Here is a 21,259-nt window from a genome sequence, read left to right as displayed (position 1 = left end):
GGGTATAAAAGGCGATTTTCAAGGATTTTTTGAATCCTAAAAATTAAATGTACCTATCAGCAGTTCGAACTTGGTGACAGACGGTCGGATACCATAGGAATAACGGAAACCTATATCGATCTGCGGAAGAAAGCGCATCACATTGATATCGAACTTTACTTCCGTTCCCGTTGAAACATATTCCTGGCTTATCACGCGTGTAGGGAATGCCGTAGAGCCATACCCGTAATCGAAGAACAGGTTGGCACGCACGCGCTGAATATTTAACAGCGGTCCCAAGGCTATATCCGGGTACCACAACGGAAAAGTATAATTACCGGCCATCGAATAGAAATTCCGGAATCTTGAAATAGAATGTCCGCGCGGCAATGGCACCCAGTTTCTGAAAGTATAATTATTCAACCCTTCACCGGTATTGAGATTTACCGAACCTATATCGGAAAACTGATACGCCCAGTAGCCATACAGTGAGTGATGTTTGAAAAGACCGGGGAAGTATCCGGTACCATAAAATGAAAATTGCTTTCCGGAGTAATCGCCACCATAGGGCGTGTTGAGTACATGCATAAAAAATGCCTGTCCCCATTTACTGTTGATGTCGCGCCTGCTCCGCTTCATCAGGCGCTGTGCCGACAAGCTGAAGTGATTATATACCAGGTTGCCATGATCCAGGTAATCGCGGAAAAAGTATTGCGGATAGTTGCTCGGAAACAATCTCCCTCCACCATCTATATTATTCCTGAAATTGGTTACCGATGTATACCCTATATAGTTGCCTATATTTACCGCTCCGTAAAATCGTGAACTTGTTGTGACCAATGGAATACGCAGACCTGCCTCTACATTCTCTTCGTCCCACTGAAATTTAGGCTTCTGTGTTACCAGCGCAGTGTCTTTCCCAACAACTCTATAGTATTGCAATGCATCTTCTGTTGAAGAACGACTTCCTTTCGTAACATTCACATCAACGATGGGAAACAATCCCTGGTAACTTACACCGGCTCGCCAGAAGCCATCACGCTCATTTATATCGTAGGTATAGCCTGCGGTAATAGTCGTTGTGCTGAGTATATCGCGCGAAGTCACACCAAAATCGGCACGCGTAAGGCTTGTCTCCAGGAAGGTTCCCCAGCTATAGGGGTTAATGATGCCTTTCAGCTTTGAATATCTCTTTACCGGTAAAGTCTGCTGCGGTATACTATCAAAGAGCAAAGGTCTTCCCTCCTGCTCTACCAGGTGTTTATATTCGGTATCATCCACCACAACATTATTTACCGGTTGCCACGCGGCCGGATCGAACGGTATCTTTACTACATCCAGGCCATCGCGTGTCTGGTCGTTATAGTATATAGTCTTGCCATCTTTTGTAACGGAAGGGTTATACGCGCCCAGCCGGCTGGTAGTAACCTGGTAGCGCTGCCGGCTCTCGAGGTCAACAGCATATATATTATCGATACCGCTGGCGGGCGAATTGAAGAATACATATTTACCATATAGCACCGGGTGACCAAAGTTTTCGTACGATGCCGGGAAAAGATCAGTCGCCTCACCAGTCTCCACATTAATCATCGTAATGGTTTTACCCTTGCCGGAAGATTTTAATACGATAATATAGCTGCCATCATCCGACCAGCGGGGCATGGAGTAAAAATTATTGTCGGGGTTATCAAACTCTTTCAGCACTTTGCCGGAAAAGAGTTCGAGTATAAGCAACGTGTTTTGATAGCTGTTATCAGAACGAACGGTAACAATACGATCGCCTTTTGGTGAGAGTGCAGCACTGCCGTAGCGTTCATGCTTACCACCGATCACGCGTTTCTGCTTCGTTTTGTAATCGTATATTTTAATGAGTGAAAAGTTCTTTACCAGCCACCGCGGATCATAACCGTATTCATTCCAGATCACGGAAGTATAGGCAGAGGAAAGCATACCCGCATCGTTGATGAAACCGGGAGTAAAGACTTTTTTCTCTTGTCCGTCTTTTAACAACACAAACTGTTCAATGTCTCCTATACCTGATTTCATTACCAGTATACTGCCATCATCCTGCGGCTGCGGATAGGAGTAATCGGTATAGGCCGAGCTCCTGCGAATATTTACCCGATCGAACGAAGTAAGCTTTAACTGATCGATCTCCTTCTGCCACTCGCTGCGCAACGTAGCCGCCATGTCTCTATACAACCCGGTAACATACATATCGGTTTTGTTATGGATAGCATTAGAGAAGGCAAAGGGTATAAAGGGAACGCTCCACGAACGCGCTGTGATCTTTCCCCATATCTCCGGATCGTTCGTTTTTCTGCGCAGGTAACTCACCATGTTATAGCCCAGCACATAATGATTAGGTATATTATGTTTATACGAACGCAGGTATTGCTTGTGATAGTTGAAGGTGCGGCCTTCCAGTATATTGGTGCGGAAGATCAGGTTGAAGTTGGGAATTTTACCGCGGCCACTGTGGGTAAATGCCGTCTCTGTTACAACGGCATCACCTTCCCAAAACCATTGAGGTGCTGCGGCCTGCGCCATGCCTGCCAGTGTAGGTGTACCAAAGAGATAATAGAATAACCTGTTGAATCCACGGGTAGCATGTTGATATTGTACGATGTGTCGGTACTCATGCGAAGCCAGCATGTTAAGCCAGTCGTTCGTACCAATAAAATTATAGTCTTGCGGAGGCATGGTATAGAACTCCGACCTGCGTGGTAAAATAGACACAAAGGCATTTGACAGAGACGACTGGTTCTGCAGAATTACCGAGATCTTACGCGGGCGTGTGCCCAGTGACTTCGCTTCGGGGTCGTGAATATACTCCAACGTATTGGCCATGCGCTGTGCCTGCTCTTCAAATCCTTTTGGAAATAATACCCGGAAATGTGGTGTATTTACCTGGTACCAGCGGAGGCTCGTGGGGTTATTTTCCAGAACGGTGGTTTGTGCAGAGGCAACAACTGAGAACAGGATTAACACAAAAGGAAGTATTCTTTTCATCCGGAAAATAATTTACCTGATGAAATATGAAACTCCCTTTTGTGAAAAGCAAACTATTGCGTCCTAATTATGATCAAAGTTACTCGCCCACACGTATCTCGCTGCTCGTAACTGCGCTGGCCTGAAAAAGCCCTAACGCTCCGTTCGATAAATTGGTACGCGGCTCCGCTGCGGGTTGATCAAACATACCTCCGTCATTGTTCAGCAGCTTATCGAGGTCGCGGTAAAAGATATAGGCCTCGCGCGAGAGACTGAACACTTCGGCTCTTGCCTTATCGTTCATGCTAAAGAATACCGGCAACGGAAAACCATCTATATTCTCTCCCACCAGCTCATCATCCGCATAGTATATATCGGTATCACTATCGAGTGTTAACGAATCGTTACGGAAGGTTTTGAAAAGATAATAATCTCTTGTCTCCTTCGGTTCCTTTACATACATCAGCACTTCATAGAACCTTCCCGGATCTTCCGGATCAGCTTCTTCATCTTCATCAATACGATACTCCAGTTTTTCGATGGTGGTAATCGGATTCAGTTTATCCTGTGCCGTATAGGTTTGTCCTTCCGCCACAACCGTAAGAGTATAGGTGCGGCCTACCACCCCTATAAATGACGGCTGCGGCAGATAGTATCCAACAGAGTCGGCATGGTTGCGCGGGTTGTGTACAAAGTTTATCGTGTTACCCTGATCGTCTGCTATCGTTACGGTTGCATCGGTAATACGCGGTGTTTTCCCGCTGGTATAAAAGCTGGCCGACTTGGAAACTTTTACATATTGATACGATGCATGGTTTGTTACCTGCCCTTCTATAACAACGCGCGGAGCGTTGTTATCCAGCTTCAGCACTACGGTTTCTTCGCAGGCAGTAACCAATACTACCAGCAATAAGAAGAGCAACACACGGGGGGTTGATTTCAGTGAAGTATACATAGCGCGCACAGATCGTTGAGTATATAGTGTTGTTAAGAATGTACTTCGCATGATGATCAGAATTTAATGTTATAGGTTACCGATGGCATGAACGGGAAGAGATATACCATGCGGGCTTCTTTCTCGGTGCCATCGCCAATCACGTTGCCATCACTGTCTTGCTTGGTACGGGTATAGATGGTAAAGGCATTCTTGCGACTATATACATTGTAGATCGAGAATACCCATTGTCCTTTCCACTTCCGGTTCAGGTTCTTGCGCGGGTTAAGCGTTGCGGAAAGATCGAGGCGATGAAAGGCCGGCAAGCGATAACCGTTGCGTTCAGTAACTACATCGGGATGATAGGTGCCATATTCATATTTACCGGAAGGCACCGTTGTAGGGCGACCCGTGCTATAGGTAAACGATCCGCCAAACGTCCACTTGTCGTTCAACTCATACGCGGCATTGATGTTTACTACATTTCTGCGATCGTAATTGGCAGCATACGTGCGGCCACCGTTTACACCATCGATCTTGCGCTGTGCTTTCGACCACGTATAGCTTACCATACCCGTAAGGCGACCTTCTTTTTTATTTACCATAAACTCGGCACCATACGCCCACGCACGCCCCTGCCGATATTCGGTTGTCAGGTTTTTGTTCAACTGTATCTCTGCGTTATCGGCAAAGTCGGTTACATGCTGCGAGTTCTTATAGTATATCTCGGCAGAAGCTTCATACATATTGTTCTTCAGGTTCTGAAAATATCCCAACGCAACCTGGTCGGCCAGTTGAGGTTTCAGGTAATATCCGCTCGGACTCCATGTGTTGAAAGGCAGCGGCACGGTACCAGCCGCAATAAGGTGTGTGTTCTGTACCATGCGATTGTAAGAGAACTTTAGTGATTGTGTTTCGGTGAGCGCATAGCGTACACCCAGTCGTGGTTCGAAGTTTATATAGTTCTTGATAGACTCCCAGCTCTTATACTGCAACGAATCTGTGCGTGTAGGGTCTGCGTTGTCTTTCGGGTCTTCGTAGAGATATACTTTGCCGGGTCCCATGTTCTGGAAGATCGACAGACGCACGCCCAAATCTACCGTAAGTGCATCGGATATACGGCGTTGATTGCTGATATATAGTCCGTGATCAAGCGCATACATTTTGTCAAACACCGTACGTGTAAAGATGGATTCGTCTGAGTTAGGATCAATCGTGGCCGGAGAGAACCGTCTTCCGGAAAGATGATAGCCGAAAGTGAGTTCGTTATCTACATTGATAAAATAAGTCAGGTCGTTCTTCAAACTTACCTCCTGTAAACTGGAAGTCCATTTGAAGCCTTGCACCGGGTCTTTGATCTCGAACGAGTAATCAAAGTTGCTCGCGATCAGTGTAGTGTTCGAGAAAAGTCTTTCATTAAAGAGGTGATTCCAACGGAATGTACCGGTAGAGTTACCCCAGCCAAAACCTATATCGCCACCCGAGAAAGATATTTTATCGCGACCGGTATAGGCTGATAAAAAGAAGCGGTTCTTGTTATTGGCGCGCCAGTTTACTTTACCGTTGAGGTCGTAGAAATTTATACTGTTATCGGTGTTGGCAGCTTTCAGATACATGCCGAGGTTGGATGTGCGCCCCGACAGTACAAATGAACTCTTTTCTTTTTTGATAGGTGCTTCGATCATTACACGACTTGCCATGGATCCTATACCGGCTGTAACGCCAAAGCGTTTATTGTTACCATCAATGGTGCGCACTTCCAGTATAGATGACAAGCGACCACCGAAGCGTGAAGGTATACCACCTTTATATAGTTCGGATTCTTTTATAACATCGGCATTGAAAACGGAAACCATACCACCGAGGTGAGAAGCATCATATATAGGAGCCTCGTCTATCAGAATCAGGTTCTGATCACCACCACCACCGCGCACAAAGAATGCAGAGGTACCTTCGCCTGCCGAGATAACACCGGGAAGCATCTGCACATTTTTAATGATATCTACTTCTCCAAAGAGGGTTGGTAATTTTTTAACCTGGCTGATGTTGAGTGTATTTTTACTCATCTGCACCGCTACAACATTATCGTCCAGTGGTTTTTCAGAGATCTCCACTTCATTGATGATCTGCGCTTCACCAGCCAACTCTATATTTCTGGTAACGTCTGACTTCAGTTCTACTGTTGCACTTTGAATGGTATAGCCTATAAAACTATACTGTATCTCATACGTACCTTTTGGTACGGTGATCGAATAAAATCCGTAGGCATTGGTTGCAGTACCTGCTTTTAGTTCCGGTATGTATACCGTTACACCGATTAGCTCCTCTCCATTGTCTGCATCTTTCACGTAACCATTCAGGGTAACTTTGTCCTGCGATCGGGCTATGAAGTTTGCCAAGACTAACATTGTTGTAACAATCAAAAATCGAATCATTGTATAGTAAGGGGTTTGTGTCATTCGCGTTCAAGACAATCAGGTAATGATTACCCCCTATCTCATTCAAAAAAATATTCGATGGTCACACAGCGCCAATGTGTGATGGCAATGCAGGGGAAGCTTACTAGCACGGGAAAAGAAAATATTTGTTGCCGTGCGCATGAAAAATTATTGTTAATAACTTTGCGACACCTGCAGGCAAATTGTATCCGGGGAGATTACACTATGTTCAAAAGAATCAAAGAATTATATCAACAGTATAAACCCTATGTGCGGGTTGACCTCATCATGTATGCCTCGCTCATCCTGATGATCATTATTTACTTTATCATCAGCACCATACTTTAAAGAAGCATTATGCGCTAATAACTAACGCATAATCTCGTGTATATTCTTTTTAATACGCTTGGCCAGTTCATCTGTAGGCAGATCGTTAATGTCTTTGCCGAAGGGGTCTTCGATCTCTTCTGCAATCAACTCTACACTTAATAATACATACGACACCAGCATAACGGTGGGTATGGTAAAGTATTCGAAGGTTATTACAAACCCGAACGGCAGCGTAACGATATAGATGAATATAAATTTCTTGATAAACATCGAATACGAATATGGTATAGGTGTATTCTTGATGCGCTCGCAGGCTCCTATCAGATCAATGAGATCTTTCAATTCTTTATCGAGGTTGATGAGTTGATCGCCCGTAAGAACATTGGCTTTATACAACTGATTTACTTTACTATAGAGCATAGCCGAGATCTTGTTAGGCTTGTGTTCTACTTTTTCTAACGCACTGGCTTCCGCTTCATTTACATCCAGCTCTCCGATCTTTACTCCTGCGCGCAGATGTTCTTTCATGGCAAACACAAAGTTGGGGATCATTCGCGCGAACCAAGCACGATCTTCCTGATTATCGGCACTCAGGTATGCATTCAGTTTCAACGCGAGGTTGCGCGAGCTGTTCACTACTCCGCCCCATTGTCTTCTTCCCTCCCACCAGCGATCGTACGCAGAGTTTGTACGAAACACAAGAAATAAACCCAGCACTATACCTAGTAAAGAGTGCACCGTAGTGGTGCCCGGAAACTCGGAAGGCTTCAACTCAAAATAATCGAGAATAATATAGCATGAAACTCCGGTAAAGATCGCCATTACCAGAATGGCTGGTAACATAGTCTTTAATACATGGCGGCTATACGAATGCAGAATGAGAGCTATCCAGGTTTTGGGGTTATAATTTACCATACAGCGGTTTTCAGGGCGCTAAGTAAATCCAAGAAAAATTCTTTTGCAACGGCCAACCTATCCAGAGCATTTGCGTTATAAAAATCAATTCAATATCTTTATGATATCATTTTAATATCACCCTTATGAAAAAAGAAAAGGACTTCAACCCGGTGTCAGGATATCTGATGCTGGTCGTAGCAATCTTGGTAGTCATATTTGGTATGGTGGCCATGGCACAGAGCAGTGCAGTTGCTATACTTTTCATTGTAGCATTCTTATTTATTACGCCCGGTTTCTTTTTTCTCAACCCCAACAGCTCTATGGTGCTGGTACTCTTCGGAGAGTATAAAGGCACCGTAAAGACAAATGGTTTTCATTGGGCTAATCCTTTCTTCAGCAAGAAATCAGTATCGCTTCGCGCGCGAAACTTCGACAGCGACAAGATCAAAGTGAATGATAAAATCGGTAACCCGATACAGATCAGTGTTATACTTGTATGGCAGGTACACGATACCTTCAAAGCTAATTTTGAAGTAGATAATTATGAGTCGTTCGTAAAACTTCAGAGCGATGCAGCCGTACGAAGATTAGCCGGTCAATATGCCTACGATAATTTTGATAATGAGCAGGAGATCACGTTACGCTCGGGCAACGATGAAGTAAACCACGCATTGGAAGAAAACCTGCGCAACCGTCTCGACATTGCCGGTATACAGGTAGTGGAAGCGCGCATCGGTTCATTGGCGTATGCGCCAGAAATTGCCGGTGCTATGCTACGCAGACAACAAGCTGCTGCTGTAGTATCTGCCCGCTTTAAAATTGTAGAAGGTGCTGTGAGCATGGTGCAAATGGCGCTGGAGCACCTCTCTAAACAACAGATCGTAGAATTGGATGAAGAACGCAAGGCCGCGATGGTGAGTAACCTGATGGTGGTACTTTGTGCAGAGAAAGATGTTAGCCCGGTGGTAAATACCGGCACACTCAATCATTGATCTATACCTATAGCCTGTAGTATGGCACACGTGCGCAGACATTTTGAAGAAGTGCAGATGTTCCGCGAAAGCCGGTGGATCTGGTATATCTTTATACCCTTCACGCTGGTAACATTTATACCTATTGGCAGCGGTATATATCAGCAACTGGTGCTTCGGCATCCGTGGGGCGACCGGCCTATGAATGATGCCACCCTTCTGGGATTATTCTTCTTTACATTGCTCTGCTGGTGCCTGGTCGCGTGGATGCTATACTCGGTAAAACTGGAGGTATATATCGATACCGAAGGTATACATTATCGTTTCTTTCCCAACCGGTATACCTGGCGCGTAATTGTGAAAGGAGAAATTGTATCGTACGAGATACATCGGAAAAAGAATATTGTAGAAACCGGTGGTATTGGCTATCACCGAAATCTTTTCAGAAATTCGCGCAGCATGATCATCAAGGGGTCGGTATATATCCGGTTTGTACTTTCGGGGAACCGGAAGTTGCTGATCGGCACACAAAATCCGGAAGCATTCGATAGGGCAATCAGGCGTCTGTTCGAAAATCAATCAAACGAGTAGCATGGCGCAAAAAAAACCTTTTGTTCTGAGGCTTGATCCTGAAGTTTTAAAAGCAGTGGAGAAGTGGGCTGGCGATGAGTTTCGCAGCACCAACGGGCAACTTGAGTGGATCATTAATAAAGCATTGAAGGATGCAAACCGTATGAAATCCAAAAGTTAAACCTGGTATTCATAAATTCCTTTTATATTTCGAGTTGACAGCCCCCTGCAACCTAAACCACACGCTCACTGCACACGCCAGGTATAGCACCGTAACTCATTTTCAGTAGCCATAAACAACCTATGAAAACTTTTGGTATCATTCACATTCTTTTATTCCTGATTCTGATGCTGGCCTATCAATGTGTATCTGCACAGGATTATGTTATCACCACCAAGGGCGACTCTATTACCGGTACGGTAAAACAACTCGTCTTCGGTCCGGATAAAAAAGTACAGGTAACAAAGGCCGATAAAAAGAAAGAGATCATTCCCATCTTCCAGGTAAAAAGATTTTCCCTGAAAGGAGAAAAATATCAACCGGTAAAAGGTCCGAACGGATATTCTTTCATGAAGCTTCTCAAAGAAGGTTATGTTTCACTCTTTGCATTTCAGCAAGAGAACCAGACTTCGTACGATGGCCGCTTCCTGCTGAAGCGCGATGGCGAAGGAACAGAAGTACCGAACCTGAGTTTCAAAAAAATGATGACGCGCTTCTTCGATGATTGCGCCTCGGTATCAACACGCATTGATGAAGGTACATATGGTAAAAAAGAATTACTCCAGATCATTGATGAGTACAATGCCTGCATTGTTGGCAGAACCGCTGAGCACACACAGGCAGCGACTACACGCGTGGAGCAAGTGAAAAAGATCAACTCGTGGGATGCGCTGGAAGAGAAAGTAAAAGGCATGGCCGACTTCGATGGCAAGACCAACGCACTTGAAATGATCAGCGAGATCAAAAGTAAAATTTCACGATCAGAGAAAGTACCCAACTTTTTGGTGACTGGTTTGAAAGGCACGCTTCCACAACCTGAACTTCAGACAGAATTGGAAGCAGCTTTGAAAGAATTGAATTAACAGACACGTTACACACTATAATTTTGTATATGTATGGCCTGGAGCAGATATACTATATTTCTCCGGGCCGTATATATTTAGGGGCGTAGAGCAAGTATGAATTGGAAGAAGATCGGACATAAACTAAAGAAGATATTTGTAATACTCTTTCTCGCACAACTGGTATATATTATTTTATTAAAGTGGGTAGACCCTCCTATCACCATCACACAACTGGTAAGCTGGGGCTCGGGCTATGGATTGAAGCGTGACTATATAGCATGGAAAGAAATGTCGCCCAACGCTCCGTTGGCGGTGATGTCATCAGAAGACCAGTTGTTTCCGGTACACAACGGTTTTGATTGGAAGAGTATAGAGAAAGCGATTAAGTATAACGATCGTAAAAAAGCTTCTGCTATTCGTGGAGGATCTACGATCAGCCAGCAGGTCGCCAAAAATGTTTTTCTGTGGCAGGGTCGCAGCTGGACACGCAAAGGACTTGAGGCCTATTTTACTTTCATGATTGAAAAAATCTGGGGCAAGAAGCGGATACTGGAAGTATATCTGAATGTTTCTGAAATGGGTCGTGGTGTATTTGGTATTGAAGCTGCCTCTCATTACTATTTTAAAAAACCTGCACGCAAACTCACACAGCGCGAGGCTGCACTGATCGCGGCAAATTTACCGAACCCCAAGAAGTATAAAGTAAATCCTCCATCGCCCTATATGGAAAGGCGCGCCACCTGGATCGTCTCTCAAATGAACTACCTGCGAGGCGATGACGATATTGATGCACTGCTGAAAGGAAAAACCGAGGAGAAGAAAGGATACCGGCACTGAATAGATGCCTAAAGCAGAAAGTGGAAAGCTTGAAGAGACGTACATTTTCTTTCGGCTTTCAACGTTAAGCTTTCAGCTAATCCCGGTTATTTCGATTGCAGCAAAATTAATCCGCCCCTGATCGATCTTCTCCGGGGCGCATCAGTCTTTTCCTTATCTTTGCAGCTTGATTTGTCCTCAACAACATGATTGCAGCAAATAACATATCACTCCAGTTCGGAAAGCGTGTGCTTTTCGATGAAGTGAATATCAAATTCACCTCCGGTAATTGTTACGGAGTTATTGGTGCCAATGGTGCCGGTAAATCCACGTTTTTGAAAATTCTGGCCGGAGATATCGATCCTACCCGCGGAAACATCAGCATGGAGCCCGGTAAACGGATGGCCGTGCTTCGCCAGAATCACCACGCATACGATGAAACTTCGGTGCTGGATACGGTAATGATGGGCCACAGCAAACTGTGGAGCATTATGCAGGAGAAGGATGCTATATATGCCAAGCCTGATTTTTCGGAGGAAGATGGCGTTCGCGCTTCTGAGCTCGAAGCTGAATTTGCCGAGATGGATGGATGGAATGCTCAGTCGGATGCAGCAGCACTGTTAAGCGGTTTGGGCATTGTGGAAGACGACCATTACAAGTTACTGAAGGAATTGAGCGGTAACCAGAAAGTACGCGTGCTCCTGGCGCAAGCACTCTTCGGGAACCCGGATATACTCATCCTCGATGAGCCTACCAACGACCTTGACATTAACACGATTACGTGGCTGGAAGATTTTCTGCTGGAGTTCAAGAATACTGTGATCGTTGTATCGCACGATCGTCACTTCCTCGATACGGTATGTACTCACATTGTAGATATAGACTTCAGCGCTATTAAATTATATACCGGTAACTATACCTTCTGGTATCAGTCCAGTCAGCTGGCATTACAGCAACGTTCATCTGCCAATAAGAAAGCAGAAGAGAAGAAGAAAGAACTGCAAGAGTTTATTGCGCGCTTCAGTGCCAACGCTTCCAAATCAAGACAGGCTACGAGTCGCAGAAAATTACTGGAGAAGATCAACGTAGATGATATACAACCCTCTACCCGCCGTTATCCTGCTATTATTTATCAGCAGAAACGCACTGCGGGCGACCAGATATTGCAAGTGGAGAACCTGAGTTATTCACTCAACGGTACTCCGCTGTTCAAGAACCTTGACTTCTATGTAAACAAAGGCGATAAGATCGCTATACTTAGCAAAGAGAGTCTTGCTATATCATCACTGTTCCAGATACTGGCGGGCGAACTGAAACCTGACGCTGGTGAGTTTAAATTCGGGCAAACCATCACTACTGCTTACCTGCCGAACAACAACGAGCAGTACTTCCAATCGAACGATAACCTGATTGACTGGCTTCGTCAGTTTGCAGAAGAAGAAAACAAGGATGAAGTATATATCCGCGGCTTCCTCGGCAAAATGTTATTCTCAGGCGAAGAAGTATTCAAGAAGTGCAATGTACTTTCAGGAGGAGAAAAAATGCGCTGCATGATCTCGCGCATGATGCTGGCCGGTGCCAACGTGCTGATGCTCGATGAGCCAACCAACCACCTCGACCTAGAATCGATCACTGCGTTCAACAACGCTCTGAAAGAGTTCCCGGGCACTATATTGTTTACTTCGCACGATCACGAGTTTACGCAGACGGTAGCCACCCGTATTATCGAAATCACTCCAAACGGTTACATCGATAAGCTGATGACGTACGATGAGTATATCGAGAGTGATAAAGTAGCGGAGCAAAAAGAAGCACTCTACGCGTAAGAATAATTACTATATTCCTCTCCTGCCAGAGATATAGTATAGACAGAAAATAAGAAGCATCTCTGAATAGCCGGAAGAACCCGGCTCACATTCAGAGATGCTTTTGTTTTATACGGTAATACTATTCGTAGCGCAGACTCTTGATCGGATTGGTAGCAGCCACTTTTATAGAGTGATACGAAATGGTAAACATTGAGATCAGCAGACAGATTACAGCTGCGGCTATCAATGTAATATATCCCACCTCCACATGATAGGCATAGCCTTCCAGCCACTGATCCATAAAATACCACCCCAACGGACAGCCTATACATGCAGCGATCAATACCAGCATAGCAAATTCGCGGCTCATCAGTTGTACCAGTCCGGGTACGGTGGCACCCATTGCCTTGCGTATGCCGAGCTCTTTAGTTCTGCGCTCTGCCGAGAACGCTGAGAGACCGAATAATCCGAGACAAGAAATAAAAATAGAAAGTATAGCCAGTGTGTTGAATACTTTGCCGCGCTGGCCTTCAGCTTTATAAAACTCCTCCCAGTCCTGGTTGAGGAAAGTATATTTGAACGGATAAGCCGGTGCATATTCTTTCCAGAGCTTTTCAACGGAGCGTATAGCAGCTTCTGTTTCATTCGGCTTGGTACGCACCAATAAACAATTACGCCAGCCACCGTTTACGCGCATAACGAGTGGTTCTATTTCACTGTGCAGCGAACCAAAATTAAAATCCTTTACTACGCCTACAATCTTTCCTTTCTTCTCCCACATGGTGAGGTCTTGCCCGGCAGTACCATTCTTGAAACCAAACTTGGCTGCTGCTTTTTCATTTACAATATAGTTGTTGGTATCCGTAACGAGACTGCGATCGAACGGACGTCCTTCGGCCATTTGCATGCGCATGGTTTGAATAAACTCGTAGTCGACATCCATGTTCGAGAACAATATACGCTCGTTCTCATCTTTACCTTCCCATTGTAGATTGGAAGTAGAGTTCCCTACATCAATCGGTAATTGACTGGACGCTGTAACGGCTTCTATACCTTGCTCGCTCATCAGGCGCGTGCGGAATGTTTCATACTTTTTGGGTATATCTCCTTCCAGCCACACGGAGAAAAGATTGGCACGTTCAAAACCTACATCCCGGTTCTCCATAAAATTCATCTGGCGAAATACGACTACAGTACTAATGATGAGGAAAATCGAAAATGTAAACTGAACAATCACCAGTCCTTTGCGAAAGAACGCTGCGCGGCTGCCACTCTTTAATTGTCCTTTCAATACCTGCACAGGCTTGAACTCGGATATAAATAATGCCGGGTAACTTCCTGCTATAAATGCGGTGGACACAATGATGGCAACGAAGATGAGTAACGTTTTTATATCCAGCAGATTTAAACTGAGCGATTTCCCAATGATCTCGTTGAACACCGGCAGAAGCAGATATACCAACAGCATAGCAATGGTGGCGGATACACATACCGTTATAAACGACTCGCCCATAAACTGCCGGAACAACTGACCGGGTACTGCCCCGATTACTTTGCGCAACCCTACCTCTTTAGCACGTTTCGTTGCCTGTGCCGTTGATAGATTCATGAAGTTGATACAGGCGATCACCAATACAAATACAGCTACTATAAAGAAGATGCGCACAAACTCAATTCGTCCGCCCGACTGCACACCATTTTCAAAATCATTATACAGGTATGCTTCGCGATACGGCTGAATAAATAATTCTACATTCGTTTCTTTCTCATGCTCTTTGATCTCGCCTCTGAGTTTTTTACCAAACGCTTCAGCATCGGTGCCTTGCGCCAGCAATAGAAATGTGCGGATGTTATTATTGCCCCATTGATCGAGCCAGCTTTTGTTATCATCAAAAAATACCTGGAAAGGTATCAGGTATTGAAATTGTATCGATGAATTTTTAGCAAGATCTTTTACAACACCTGTTACCGTAAAAGCAGTCTTTGTATTGAGTGTAAGTATTTTTCCGATAGGATCAGCATTGTCAAAATATTTCTTTGCCATCTTCTCACTGATCACGATCGAGTTCTTTTCCTTGAGTGCAGTCTTCACATCGCCCGCTACAAATTGGAATGAAAACATTTCTATAAAATCCTGGTCAACATAAAAACCTTCATCGTAAAAAGATTTATCCTGGTATTGAAACAACTGCGTCATCTGCCAACTCCACCGCGTGGCCTTCTCTATCTCCGGAAATTTATCTTTGATAAAAGGCGCCATCGGGCCGGGTGTGGATGAGAAGGTATACATCTTTCCATCGGAGTATGTCTGGTTCTCCATTACCCTGTATAAACGATCACCGTTCGCGTGAAATTTGTCAACGCTCAGTTCATCATTTACCCAGAGAAAAATGATCAGTGCACTGCCAATACCAAAAGCAAGGCCGAGGATATTGACTGTTGAGAAGAGCTTGTTCCGAAATATATTCCGGATGGCGATGAGGAGATAATTTTTGATCATGCGCTAGCAGTTTGAATATAAGACCACTGAAATAGCCAAAGGTTGCACAGGGTGTACCGGGCCTTTTACAAAAGGTTACACAACTGACCTGATTAAAGAATGTGATCGTTACTTCGAATGATTATCGCGCACACGAATCTCGATAAAGAAGGTCGTGCCTTTACCCACCTGTGTTTCAAACCAGATGCGACCCTGCATGTGTTCGATGGCTTGTCGCGCTATAGCAAGCCCAAGACCTGAGCCCGATTTTTTAGTGGTGAAATGCGGGAAGAATATACGTTCTGCAACTTCGGGTTCTATACCTTTACCGGTATCCTGAAAAGAAATGAGTGCCAACTGATCTTTACGTTGTAAAGTTATATTTACTACGGCTGCTTCTCCGGGACGTGCCGCCTGAAAGCCGTTGAGTATAATATTAGAGAATGTTCTTCCCAAAAGTTGCTCATCGCCTAATACATATAGCTCTTTGAGTGGTTGCCGAAAATTGATTTCGCCTGTATGACTGTGCAGATCTACTATACGCTTGAGTAAACTTACCAACTCTACTGATTGAATAACCGGCTCCGGCATTTTGGCAAATGAACTGAAGGATGATGCTATATCATTCAGCGTATCTACTTGTGTTAGTAGTGATGATACCGCCTTCGCTGCTTTCTCCGGTACATTGTTACCGGATTGTATAGTGCGCTCCAGTTGTTGCAGTGTGAGCTTCATCGGTGTAAGCGGATTCTTGATCTCGTGTGCTACCTGCTGCGCTACTTCGCGCCACGTGCGTTCACGCTGGTTCTGTTCAAGCTCTGCTTTACTCTCCCCTAAATTATAGAGCATCTGGTTATACTCTTTCACCATCAACCCGATTTCATCATCCGACTTCCATACCAACGGCTGATTGGTTTTAGTAAGCGATGTTCTTCGCAGCGATTGTGTAATAAATTCCAGTGGAAACGTAAGCCACTTCGAAACAAAATACGCAAGTACCACCAGCGCTATAAAGATGAGGGTAAATATATTCACAATGTTGGTGAAGATCGTGATCTGCACACTTTCCAGTGACGCCCCCGAGCGAAAGAATGGTATACCCAATATACCCATGGTCTCGCCACTCACAGGTGATTTCAACACCGTATAGGCTACGAAGTATTGCAGCTTGCCAACCTGTTCTGTATCGATAAAAAGATGCTCACCGGTCTTTATATTTTTATAAGCATGCGGATTAATATAGTCTGAGAGTAACGCGTGTTCTTCAATCATTGGCTGACTGGTAGCGATCAATACACCCCGGGCATTATATACATTGATATCGAGGTTGTCGAGTTTGGCCAGGTTGTTTATCTGCGCTTCAAAAAGACTCGTTATATAGTCGGCCCCTGAACCGGAAACATCGCTGAGTCTTCCGGAGATCTGCTCTCCTATCGTGCGAGCCTTCCGCAGGTATTCTTCATTTAACTGGTTCTGCGATGAACGTCCGATCAATTGCAGTGTAACAAAGCTTACAATGATCAGCGGAAGAAAGAATGACAGGTTAAGCAGCAACTGAATGCGAGCCGTGAAATATAGTTTATCGCCCCGTATATAGTTTACAACACCCTGCCCGAGTATCAGCGCCAGAATAATCATAAGCCCCGTTACCATCAGAAACGAAAAGCTTGCCAGCCGGAATGTTACCGAAGAGCGCTGTGATGATACTACTGCTACGCGACCGCTCTCATCTTCTACGGCTATATGATCATACCCACTGAATACTTTGCCTGTTGTATGAATCGATATTTCGCCCAGCAAGCCGGTATCAAATAACTGATCGTAATTGAAATCACCGGCACTGTATTGAATTTTGTTATTCGCGAATACTGCATAACTGAAATCCTGCGAACGCGAAAATTGTTTGAATCGATTATCCACCAGCAATTCCGGGTATACATTTTCGGGTATAATTTTCTTCAGCGAAAGCTGTAACACAACATGACCGGCAGTTGCACCTTGTTTATGAATAGGAACACGAACCAAATATTGCTGCGATACGTCTCCTACCGGGTTATTGATAAAGTATACATTGTCGTATTTTGTGCGATAGGCTTCACGATCGTAGCGTGCTATCAACTCTGAAAATGTAGTGGCGGTGAGATCGTCCAGTGGTTGGCCGGCAGCATTAAACAGGAATATATCTACATCATACTTATTGAAATATGCCGGAAGAAATACCTGTCGTATCTTCTGGCGTATAGCATCGTAGCTCAGAAATATACTGGTAAGACGTTTCTGAATAAATACATCGCGTGAGATGTTCGTGGCGGTTTCCGATAGCAGGTATTCTCCAAAGTCATCGCGATCGATGAGGAAGTTTCGCGCAAAGCGGAACTGGCTTTCAATCTTTTTCTGATGTGTAAAGTATTGCAACGAATACGCTCCGTTGGCCGCGAGAAAGAACAAAGCTATAAACAGGTAGGCAAACGTAGCAAAGCCGAGACGTTTTAAACTTCCATACAACCCCAGCAGATATACCACCATGAAATATACCACGGCCATCAACAGCGATGATATATACTCTTGCCCGGTAAACTCGTTGATCGCTATAAATAACAAGATCGCAATAGCAAAAGACAACATGATCTTCCAGCGGTTATTACTGACCACCAGTAATCGCATAAAGGCATGTGCAAACAGGAAGGAACAGATCCCCGCTATAACAATAGCCAGCAAGGCAGCTATACGAAGTTTGTCTACCACCAGCGACTGCGAAATATCCAATATTATAACGGAGTTATTCGCCAGCGTTTGTATTACCACAAACGGGAACAGTGCCGCAAACAATACACATATACCACATACCACTGACGCTGGCCATGACCAATACCGATGATGAATAAGCCACAGCACGCCCCTGCTTTGAAAGTAGTGTCGGAATATATAGAAGCACAGCAATAGCACAGCGAATTCGTTAAGCACGAGATCTACCAGCGAAGCATTCAGCGTTGATGAAGCAAATATCTGCGGATTGAAAAGATCGGAGGAAACAAATGCTGCCGGAAAGTTGAGATCGATCATAACATTACGCAGCACCAGCAGAAAAATATAGAGTATAGCAAATCCTGCTTCCGGATATCGGATCGTAAGCGCCTGTTTATATACCCATATCACGAGTAACATGATCGCTATCGAAAGCAACACGACTGCGGCTGCCGCGCGCTCCGGAAACAGCAGATCGTTCGGATGTACATTTACTCTGAAAGGACAAGCCTCTTTCACACAAACCGGTATCCCTACCGTTGCGCTGGCCTCCATAATTGTAACATCTCCGGAGGGAAATATATTGCTGTTCCACTCTGCCTGCAGATACTGATTGGTGATGGGATATCGCCTGTATAAAGGAATGATGCCCACAAGAAATTTCTGGCCGGGTAAATTCCACTTGCGCGCCAGGTAGTCGCTGTTACCGGCTCTTAACAGTTTCAGAACAAAAGCATCTTCTACCGATGCGTAGGAAGGAACGTACTTGTTATCAGTCCAGTAGGTAAGTTCGCCTTTCTTATATACAAAAAAAGAATACTCATGGTCGCCCGCTCCATTGCTGGTTGAATCACGGCCGAGTATACGCATTACATCATCGGCTTCCTCTTCCAGTACGCGCAGCTCTTTGGAAACACTTTCTGCAAGCTTCACTACAAATTCCTGAGGCGAAGGTCGCTGATAGGAATAAAATGCAGCGAGCAGTCCGGCCACCAGAAAAAGTATACACGCAATGATGAGTTTTACCTTCGATTTCAAAATGCTGTCAGCCGATGGTGATCGTTAAAGTTACAGAACCGCGATCAGTATATCGTTATGGTATCTTAAAAATCAAAGTGATTCAAGAGATCACGCCTGGTCTTTCTCATACTTTATACCTCCGAAAAAGTACAGGTATAAAATACGCGAGTAACGATAATTAACGGGTATCAGAAATACCATAATAGCAATGAATATGCCGATATATAGCCACTCTGAACGATTGGGAAGAAATAGATAGAAGAATATACTCATGGTTACCAGGAACGCCACGGTAAATCCATAACTCACATACATCGATCCCTGGTAAAAGCCTGGTTCCGGCTCCAGGCGTATATCACAATGCGGGCATCGTTCGTTCATGATAGTGAACTTTCCCAGCTTTGTTGCCGGATATTTGAATATCTGCCCCTGCCGGCACTTCGGGCATTTACCCTGCAGCAGTGCCTCCAGATAACTTGTTGCGGGCATCTTTACTTGATTTATACCAGAGATATCCTAAGATCATAACAGCCGCATACGGCAATACCAGCAGGTATAGTATACCCATATTGATGCCGGCTGCTATACCGGGATGTCCGTTTGAATAATTATTCTCTAATGTCGAACGGCACATGGCGCATTGCGCCCAACCGCTATTCAGGCATCCGAGTAAAAAAACAATTGTCACTGCCACGATCTTCGTTTTCATACACACATGTTTTAGTATCTCACGACTTCGTAAATGAAACTATATATACTGCCTATTGATAGTATGGACTGATCATCAGGTAAACGATCACACCGGTTACGGCTACATACAGCCACAATGGAAAGGCAAATTTAGCCAATCTTCTGTGGCGTTCAAAGTTACCGAACCATGCGCGCGAAAAGGTAAACAACACCAGGGGTATAATAACAATGGATAAGAGTATATGCGTGATGAGGATGAAGAAGTAGATATAGCGGATAAATCCTTCACCACCAAAAGGGGTTGAGTCGCTGGTCATGTGATAGAGAACATACATCACCAGGAAGGCAGCCGAGAGCAGCATGCATATTTTCATCAGCGTTTCATGCAGCTTCTGTTTTCTGTTCTTGATAGCAATTACGGCAATCACCAGCAGTACAGCTGTTATACCATTGATGGTAGCATAGATGGGCGGCAGGAATGATAAATCATATCCCGGAATCTTAACGCCAAACAATATAGCCACCACTACCGGTATAATAATGGAAACGGCAATGATCAGTTTCTTGTAAGGCTCTTTTTGTTGATTGACGTTGAGTGTCTGTTCCATATTTCGATTAGTATTTTTTCAGAATAATGGCTGCTTCCGTCAGCAGTCTGTCTACTTCTTCGCGGTCGTTGGCTACATATTGACCACGGATGGTTCCTTTTCTATCAACCAGAACGAGATCAAAAGGTTCCTTTAGCAGGAAGGTACATTTCTTCTGTGTTGTAAAACCAGCTTCCGTCTCTTCCATGGTTTTATACTGCAGGCCCTGCCCTACTTCTTCGTCAATGCGTTTTAGTTGCGTAGCAGCTTCTTTATCGGGCTTGCCAAACTTTATCAGCACCAGGCTATCATTCGCGAATGTTAGTGAAGCCAATGTGCTGTCGGGTATATGATAGGGCAATGTGACTGGCTGGCATCCAGGTAGTATCTCCGGCAGCTCTTCGGTAAACAGCGGTGGCACGGCAAATTCGTTCTTTCCGAAAAACTTCAGAAAGAGAAAGATGCAGATGGGAAGTAAAAATGCGAGGAAGAGAAAAACTGCTTTGGTGCCTTTCATAGTTGGGTGTCACGCTGTGCGTGATCAAATAAAAGAGGCTTAAGTTCACACCTAAGCCTCTGGTATATTTTCAAATCGTATAGTATAGATTATCGCACACTGGAAATTGCCATACCTTCATACAGGAAGGCAACGAGCATCCACACTACGAAGATCATCGGAATCAAAATAGACCAGATCAATACTTTCACTTCATAACGCAAGTGCATGAATTCACCTACTATATAAGCGGCTTTCACGATCGTCATGGTAATGAATATCCAAACGCGCAGGTCTTTGTATTCATGTGGTATAGTAAATGCTACAATAAACTCGCAAATCGTTATCACGAGGAGTATCAATGCCGTGATCCACAGCTTGCGGATCTTTGCATGATCCGGAGGTATTACATTTATGTGTACAGTTTCTTCAGCGTGTGCCAT

General features: G+C 44.6%; 18 protein-coding genes. 7 read left to right on the top strand and 11 right to left on the bottom strand.

The genetic code is table 11. From position 1 onward, the window contains the following. Nucleotides 1-36 precede the first annotated feature (36 nt). The 3 genes from VIN08_RS06220 to VIN08_RS06210 all read right to left on the bottom strand — a co-directional run bounded on the left by VIN08_RS06220 (nt 37) and on the right by VIN08_RS06210 (nt 6,339). Nucleotides 37-2,991 (bottom strand): hypothetical protein, encoded by a 2,955-nt coding sequence (locus VIN08_RS06220; protein ID WP_331961834.1) that lies wholly within the window; start codon nt 2,989-2,991, stop codon nt 37-39. Nucleotides 2,992-3,070: 79 nt separating this feature from the next. Next, nucleotides 3,071-3,976: a DUF4249 domain-containing protein gene (locus tag VIN08_RS06215; RefSeq protein ID WP_331961831.1), complete on the bottom strand. Its 906-nt coding sequence runs from the start codon at nt 3,974-3,976 to the stop codon at nt 3,071-3,073. Nucleotides 3,977-3,981: 5 nt separating this feature from the next. Then, on the bottom strand, nt 3,982-6,339 hold the full coding sequence (locus VIN08_RS06210; protein ID WP_331961828.1) for a TonB-dependent receptor: 2,358 nt from the start codon (nt 6,337-6,339) through the stop codon (nt 3,982-3,984). Between the two features lie 228 nt (nt 6,340-6,567). Here VIN08_RS06210 and VIN08_RS06205 point away from each other — a divergent pair, with 228 nt between their 5' ends. After that, complete coding sequence (locus tag VIN08_RS06205) at nt 6,568-6,690, top strand: hypothetical protein (RefSeq protein WP_331961825.1); 123 nt, start codon at nt 6,568-6,570, stop codon at nt 6,688-6,690. Between the two features lie 21 nt (nt 6,691-6,711). Here the strand turns inward: VIN08_RS06205 and VIN08_RS06200 are convergent, their stop codons facing one another. Continuing rightward, nucleotides 6,712-7,587, bottom strand: a complete 876-nt coding sequence (locus VIN08_RS06200) for a bestrophin family protein (RefSeq protein ID WP_331961822.1) — start codon at nt 7,585-7,587, stop codon at nt 6,712-6,714. A 125-nt stretch (nt 7,588-7,712) separates the two neighbouring features. Here VIN08_RS06200 and VIN08_RS06195 point away from each other — a divergent pair, with 125 nt between their 5' ends. The 6 genes from VIN08_RS06195 to VIN08_RS06170 all read left to right on the top strand — a co-directional run bounded on the left by VIN08_RS06195 (nt 7,713) and on the right by VIN08_RS06170 (nt 12,817). Further along, the gene (locus VIN08_RS06195; protein WP_331961819.1) at nt 7,713-8,561 is read left to right on the top strand and encodes an SPFH domain-containing protein; all 849 of its coding nucleotides are present in this window, start codon (nt 7,713-7,715) and stop codon (nt 8,559-8,561) included. A 21-nt stretch (nt 8,562-8,582) separates the two neighbouring features. Next, nucleotides 8,583-9,131 carry a hypothetical protein gene (locus tag VIN08_RS06190; RefSeq protein WP_331961816.1) on the top strand — a complete coding sequence of 183 codons (549 nt, stop codon included), beginning with the start codon at nt 8,583-8,585 and terminating at the stop codon, nt 9,129-9,131. A 1-nt stretch (nt 9,132) separates the two neighbouring features. After that, nucleotides 9,133-9,291 (top strand): Arc family DNA binding domain-containing protein, encoded by a 159-nt coding sequence (locus VIN08_RS06185; RefSeq protein ID WP_331961813.1) that lies wholly within the window; start codon nt 9,133-9,135, stop codon nt 9,289-9,291. Between the two features lie 122 nt (nt 9,292-9,413). Further along, on the top strand, nt 9,414-10,193 hold the full coding sequence (locus VIN08_RS06180) for a hypothetical protein (protein ID WP_331961810.1): 780 nt from the start codon (nt 9,414-9,416) through the stop codon (nt 10,191-10,193). A 96-nt stretch (nt 10,194-10,289) separates the two neighbouring features. After that, nucleotides 10,290-11,012, top strand: a complete 723-nt coding sequence (mtgA, locus tag VIN08_RS06175) for a monofunctional biosynthetic peptidoglycan transglycosylase (protein WP_331961807.1) — start codon at nt 10,290-10,292, stop codon at nt 11,010-11,012. Nucleotides 11,013-11,197: 185 nt separating this feature from the next. Continuing rightward, nucleotides 11,198-12,817, top strand: a complete 1,620-nt coding sequence (locus VIN08_RS06170; RefSeq protein WP_331961804.1) for an ABC-F family ATP-binding cassette domain-containing protein — start codon at nt 11,198-11,200, stop codon at nt 12,815-12,817. A 121-nt stretch (nt 12,818-12,938) separates the two neighbouring features. Here VIN08_RS06170 and VIN08_RS06165 read toward each other — a convergent pair whose 3' ends face one another. The 7 genes from VIN08_RS06165 to VIN08_RS06135 form a co-directional block, all read right to left on the bottom strand. Next, on the bottom strand, nt 12,939-15,299 hold the full coding sequence (locus VIN08_RS06165) for an ABC transporter permease (RefSeq protein ID WP_331961801.1): 2,361 nt from the start codon (nt 15,297-15,299) through the stop codon (nt 12,939-12,941). A 108-nt stretch (nt 15,300-15,407) separates the two neighbouring features. Then, the gene (locus VIN08_RS06160) at nt 15,408-19,061 is read right to left on the bottom strand and encodes a HAMP domain-containing sensor histidine kinase (protein WP_331961798.1); all 3,654 of its coding nucleotides are present in this window, start codon (nt 19,059-19,061) and stop codon (nt 15,408-15,410) included. Between the two features lie 90 nt (nt 19,062-19,151). After that, complete coding sequence (locus tag VIN08_RS06155) at nt 19,152-19,532, bottom strand: DUF983 domain-containing protein (RefSeq protein ID WP_331961795.1); 381 nt, start codon at nt 19,530-19,532, stop codon at nt 19,152-19,154. Further along, complete coding sequence (locus VIN08_RS06150) at nt 19,492-19,752, bottom strand: hypothetical protein (RefSeq protein ID WP_331961792.1); 261 nt, start codon at nt 19,750-19,752, stop codon at nt 19,492-19,494. Before VIN08_RS06150 ends, VIN08_RS06155 begins: the two co-directional genes overlap by 41 nt. Nucleotides 19,753-19,804: 52 nt before the next feature. Then, nucleotides 19,805-20,341, bottom strand: coding sequence for a DUF420 domain-containing protein (locus VIN08_RS06145; protein ID WP_331961790.1), 537 nt, complete (start codon nt 20,339-20,341; stop codon nt 19,805-19,807). A 7-nt stretch (nt 20,342-20,348) separates the two neighbouring features. Continuing rightward, nucleotides 20,349-20,837 (bottom strand): hypothetical protein, encoded by a 489-nt coding sequence (locus VIN08_RS06140; protein ID WP_331961787.1) that lies wholly within the window; start codon nt 20,835-20,837, stop codon nt 20,349-20,351. A gap of 89 nt (nt 20,838-20,926) precedes the next feature. Then, nucleotides 20,927-21,259 (bottom strand): cytochrome C oxidase subunit IV family protein, encoded by a 333-nt coding sequence (locus tag VIN08_RS06135; protein WP_331961784.1) that lies wholly within the window; start codon nt 21,257-21,259, stop codon nt 20,927-20,929.

Source organism: Ohtaekwangia sp. (assembly GCF_036568665.1).
In the GTDB taxonomy this organism is placed as follows: domain Bacteria; phylum Bacteroidota; class Bacteroidia; order Cytophagales; family Cyclobacteriaceae; genus Ohtaekwangia.
This window is presented reverse-complemented; position numbering and strand designations above follow the sequence as displayed.

What these genes read in the sequence shown, in the direction of transcription:
- VIN08_RS06220 (WP_331961834.1), bottom strand. Translation starts at nt 2,991, where the DNA reads ATGAAAAGAATACTTCCTTTTGTGTTAATCCTGTTCTCAGTTGTTGCC.
- VIN08_RS06215 (WP_331961831.1), bottom strand. Translation starts at nt 3,976, where the DNA reads ATGCGAAGTACATTCTTAACAACACTATATACTCAACGATCTGTGCGC.
- VIN08_RS06210 (WP_331961828.1), bottom strand. Translation starts at nt 6,339, where the DNA reads ATGATTCGATTTTTGATTGTTACAACAATGTTAGTCTTGGCAAACTTC.
- VIN08_RS06205 (WP_331961825.1), top strand. Translation starts at nt 6,568, where the DNA reads ATGTTCAAAAGAATCAAAGAATTATATCAACAGTATAAACCCTATGTG.
- VIN08_RS06200 (WP_331961822.1), bottom strand. Translation starts at nt 7,587, where the DNA reads ATGGTAAATTATAACCCCAAAACCTGGATAGCTCTCATTCTGCATTCG.
- VIN08_RS06195 (WP_331961819.1), top strand. Translation starts at nt 7,713, where the DNA reads ATGAAAAAAGAAAAGGACTTCAACCCGGTGTCAGGATATCTGATGCTG.
- VIN08_RS06190 (WP_331961816.1), top strand. Translation starts at nt 8,583, where the DNA reads ATGGCACACGTGCGCAGACATTTTGAAGAAGTGCAGATGTTCCGCGAA.
- VIN08_RS06185 (WP_331961813.1), top strand. Translation starts at nt 9,133, where the DNA reads ATGGCGCAAAAAAAACCTTTTGTTCTGAGGCTTGATCCTGAAGTTTTA.
- VIN08_RS06180 (WP_331961810.1), top strand. Translation starts at nt 9,414, where the DNA reads ATGAAAACTTTTGGTATCATTCACATTCTTTTATTCCTGATTCTGATG.
- mtgA (WP_331961807.1), top strand. Translation starts at nt 10,290, where the DNA reads ATGAATTGGAAGAAGATCGGACATAAACTAAAGAAGATATTTGTAATA.
- VIN08_RS06170 (WP_331961804.1), top strand. Translation starts at nt 11,198, where the DNA reads ATGATTGCAGCAAATAACATATCACTCCAGTTCGGAAAGCGTGTGCTT.
- VIN08_RS06165 (WP_331961801.1), bottom strand. Translation starts at nt 15,299, where the DNA reads ATGATCAAAAATTATCTCCTCATCGCCATCCGGAATATATTTCGGAAC.
- VIN08_RS06155 (WP_331961795.1), bottom strand. Translation starts at nt 19,532, where the DNA reads ATGCCCGCAACAAGTTATCTGGAGGCACTGCTGCAGGGTAAATGCCCG.
- VIN08_RS06150 (WP_331961792.1), bottom strand. Translation starts at nt 19,752, where the DNA reads ATGAAAACGAAGATCGTGGCAGTGACAATTGTTTTTTTACTCGGATGC.
- VIN08_RS06145 (WP_331961790.1), bottom strand. Translation starts at nt 20,341, where the DNA reads ATGGAACAGACACTCAACGTCAATCAACAAAAAGAGCCTTACAAGAAA.
- VIN08_RS06140 (WP_331961787.1), bottom strand. Translation starts at nt 20,837, where the DNA reads ATGAAAGGCACCAAAGCAGTTTTTCTCTTCCTCGCATTTTTACTTCCC.
- VIN08_RS06135 (WP_331961784.1), bottom strand. Translation starts at nt 21,259, where the DNA reads ATGGCACACGCTGAAGAAACTGTACACATAAATGTAATACCTCCGGAT.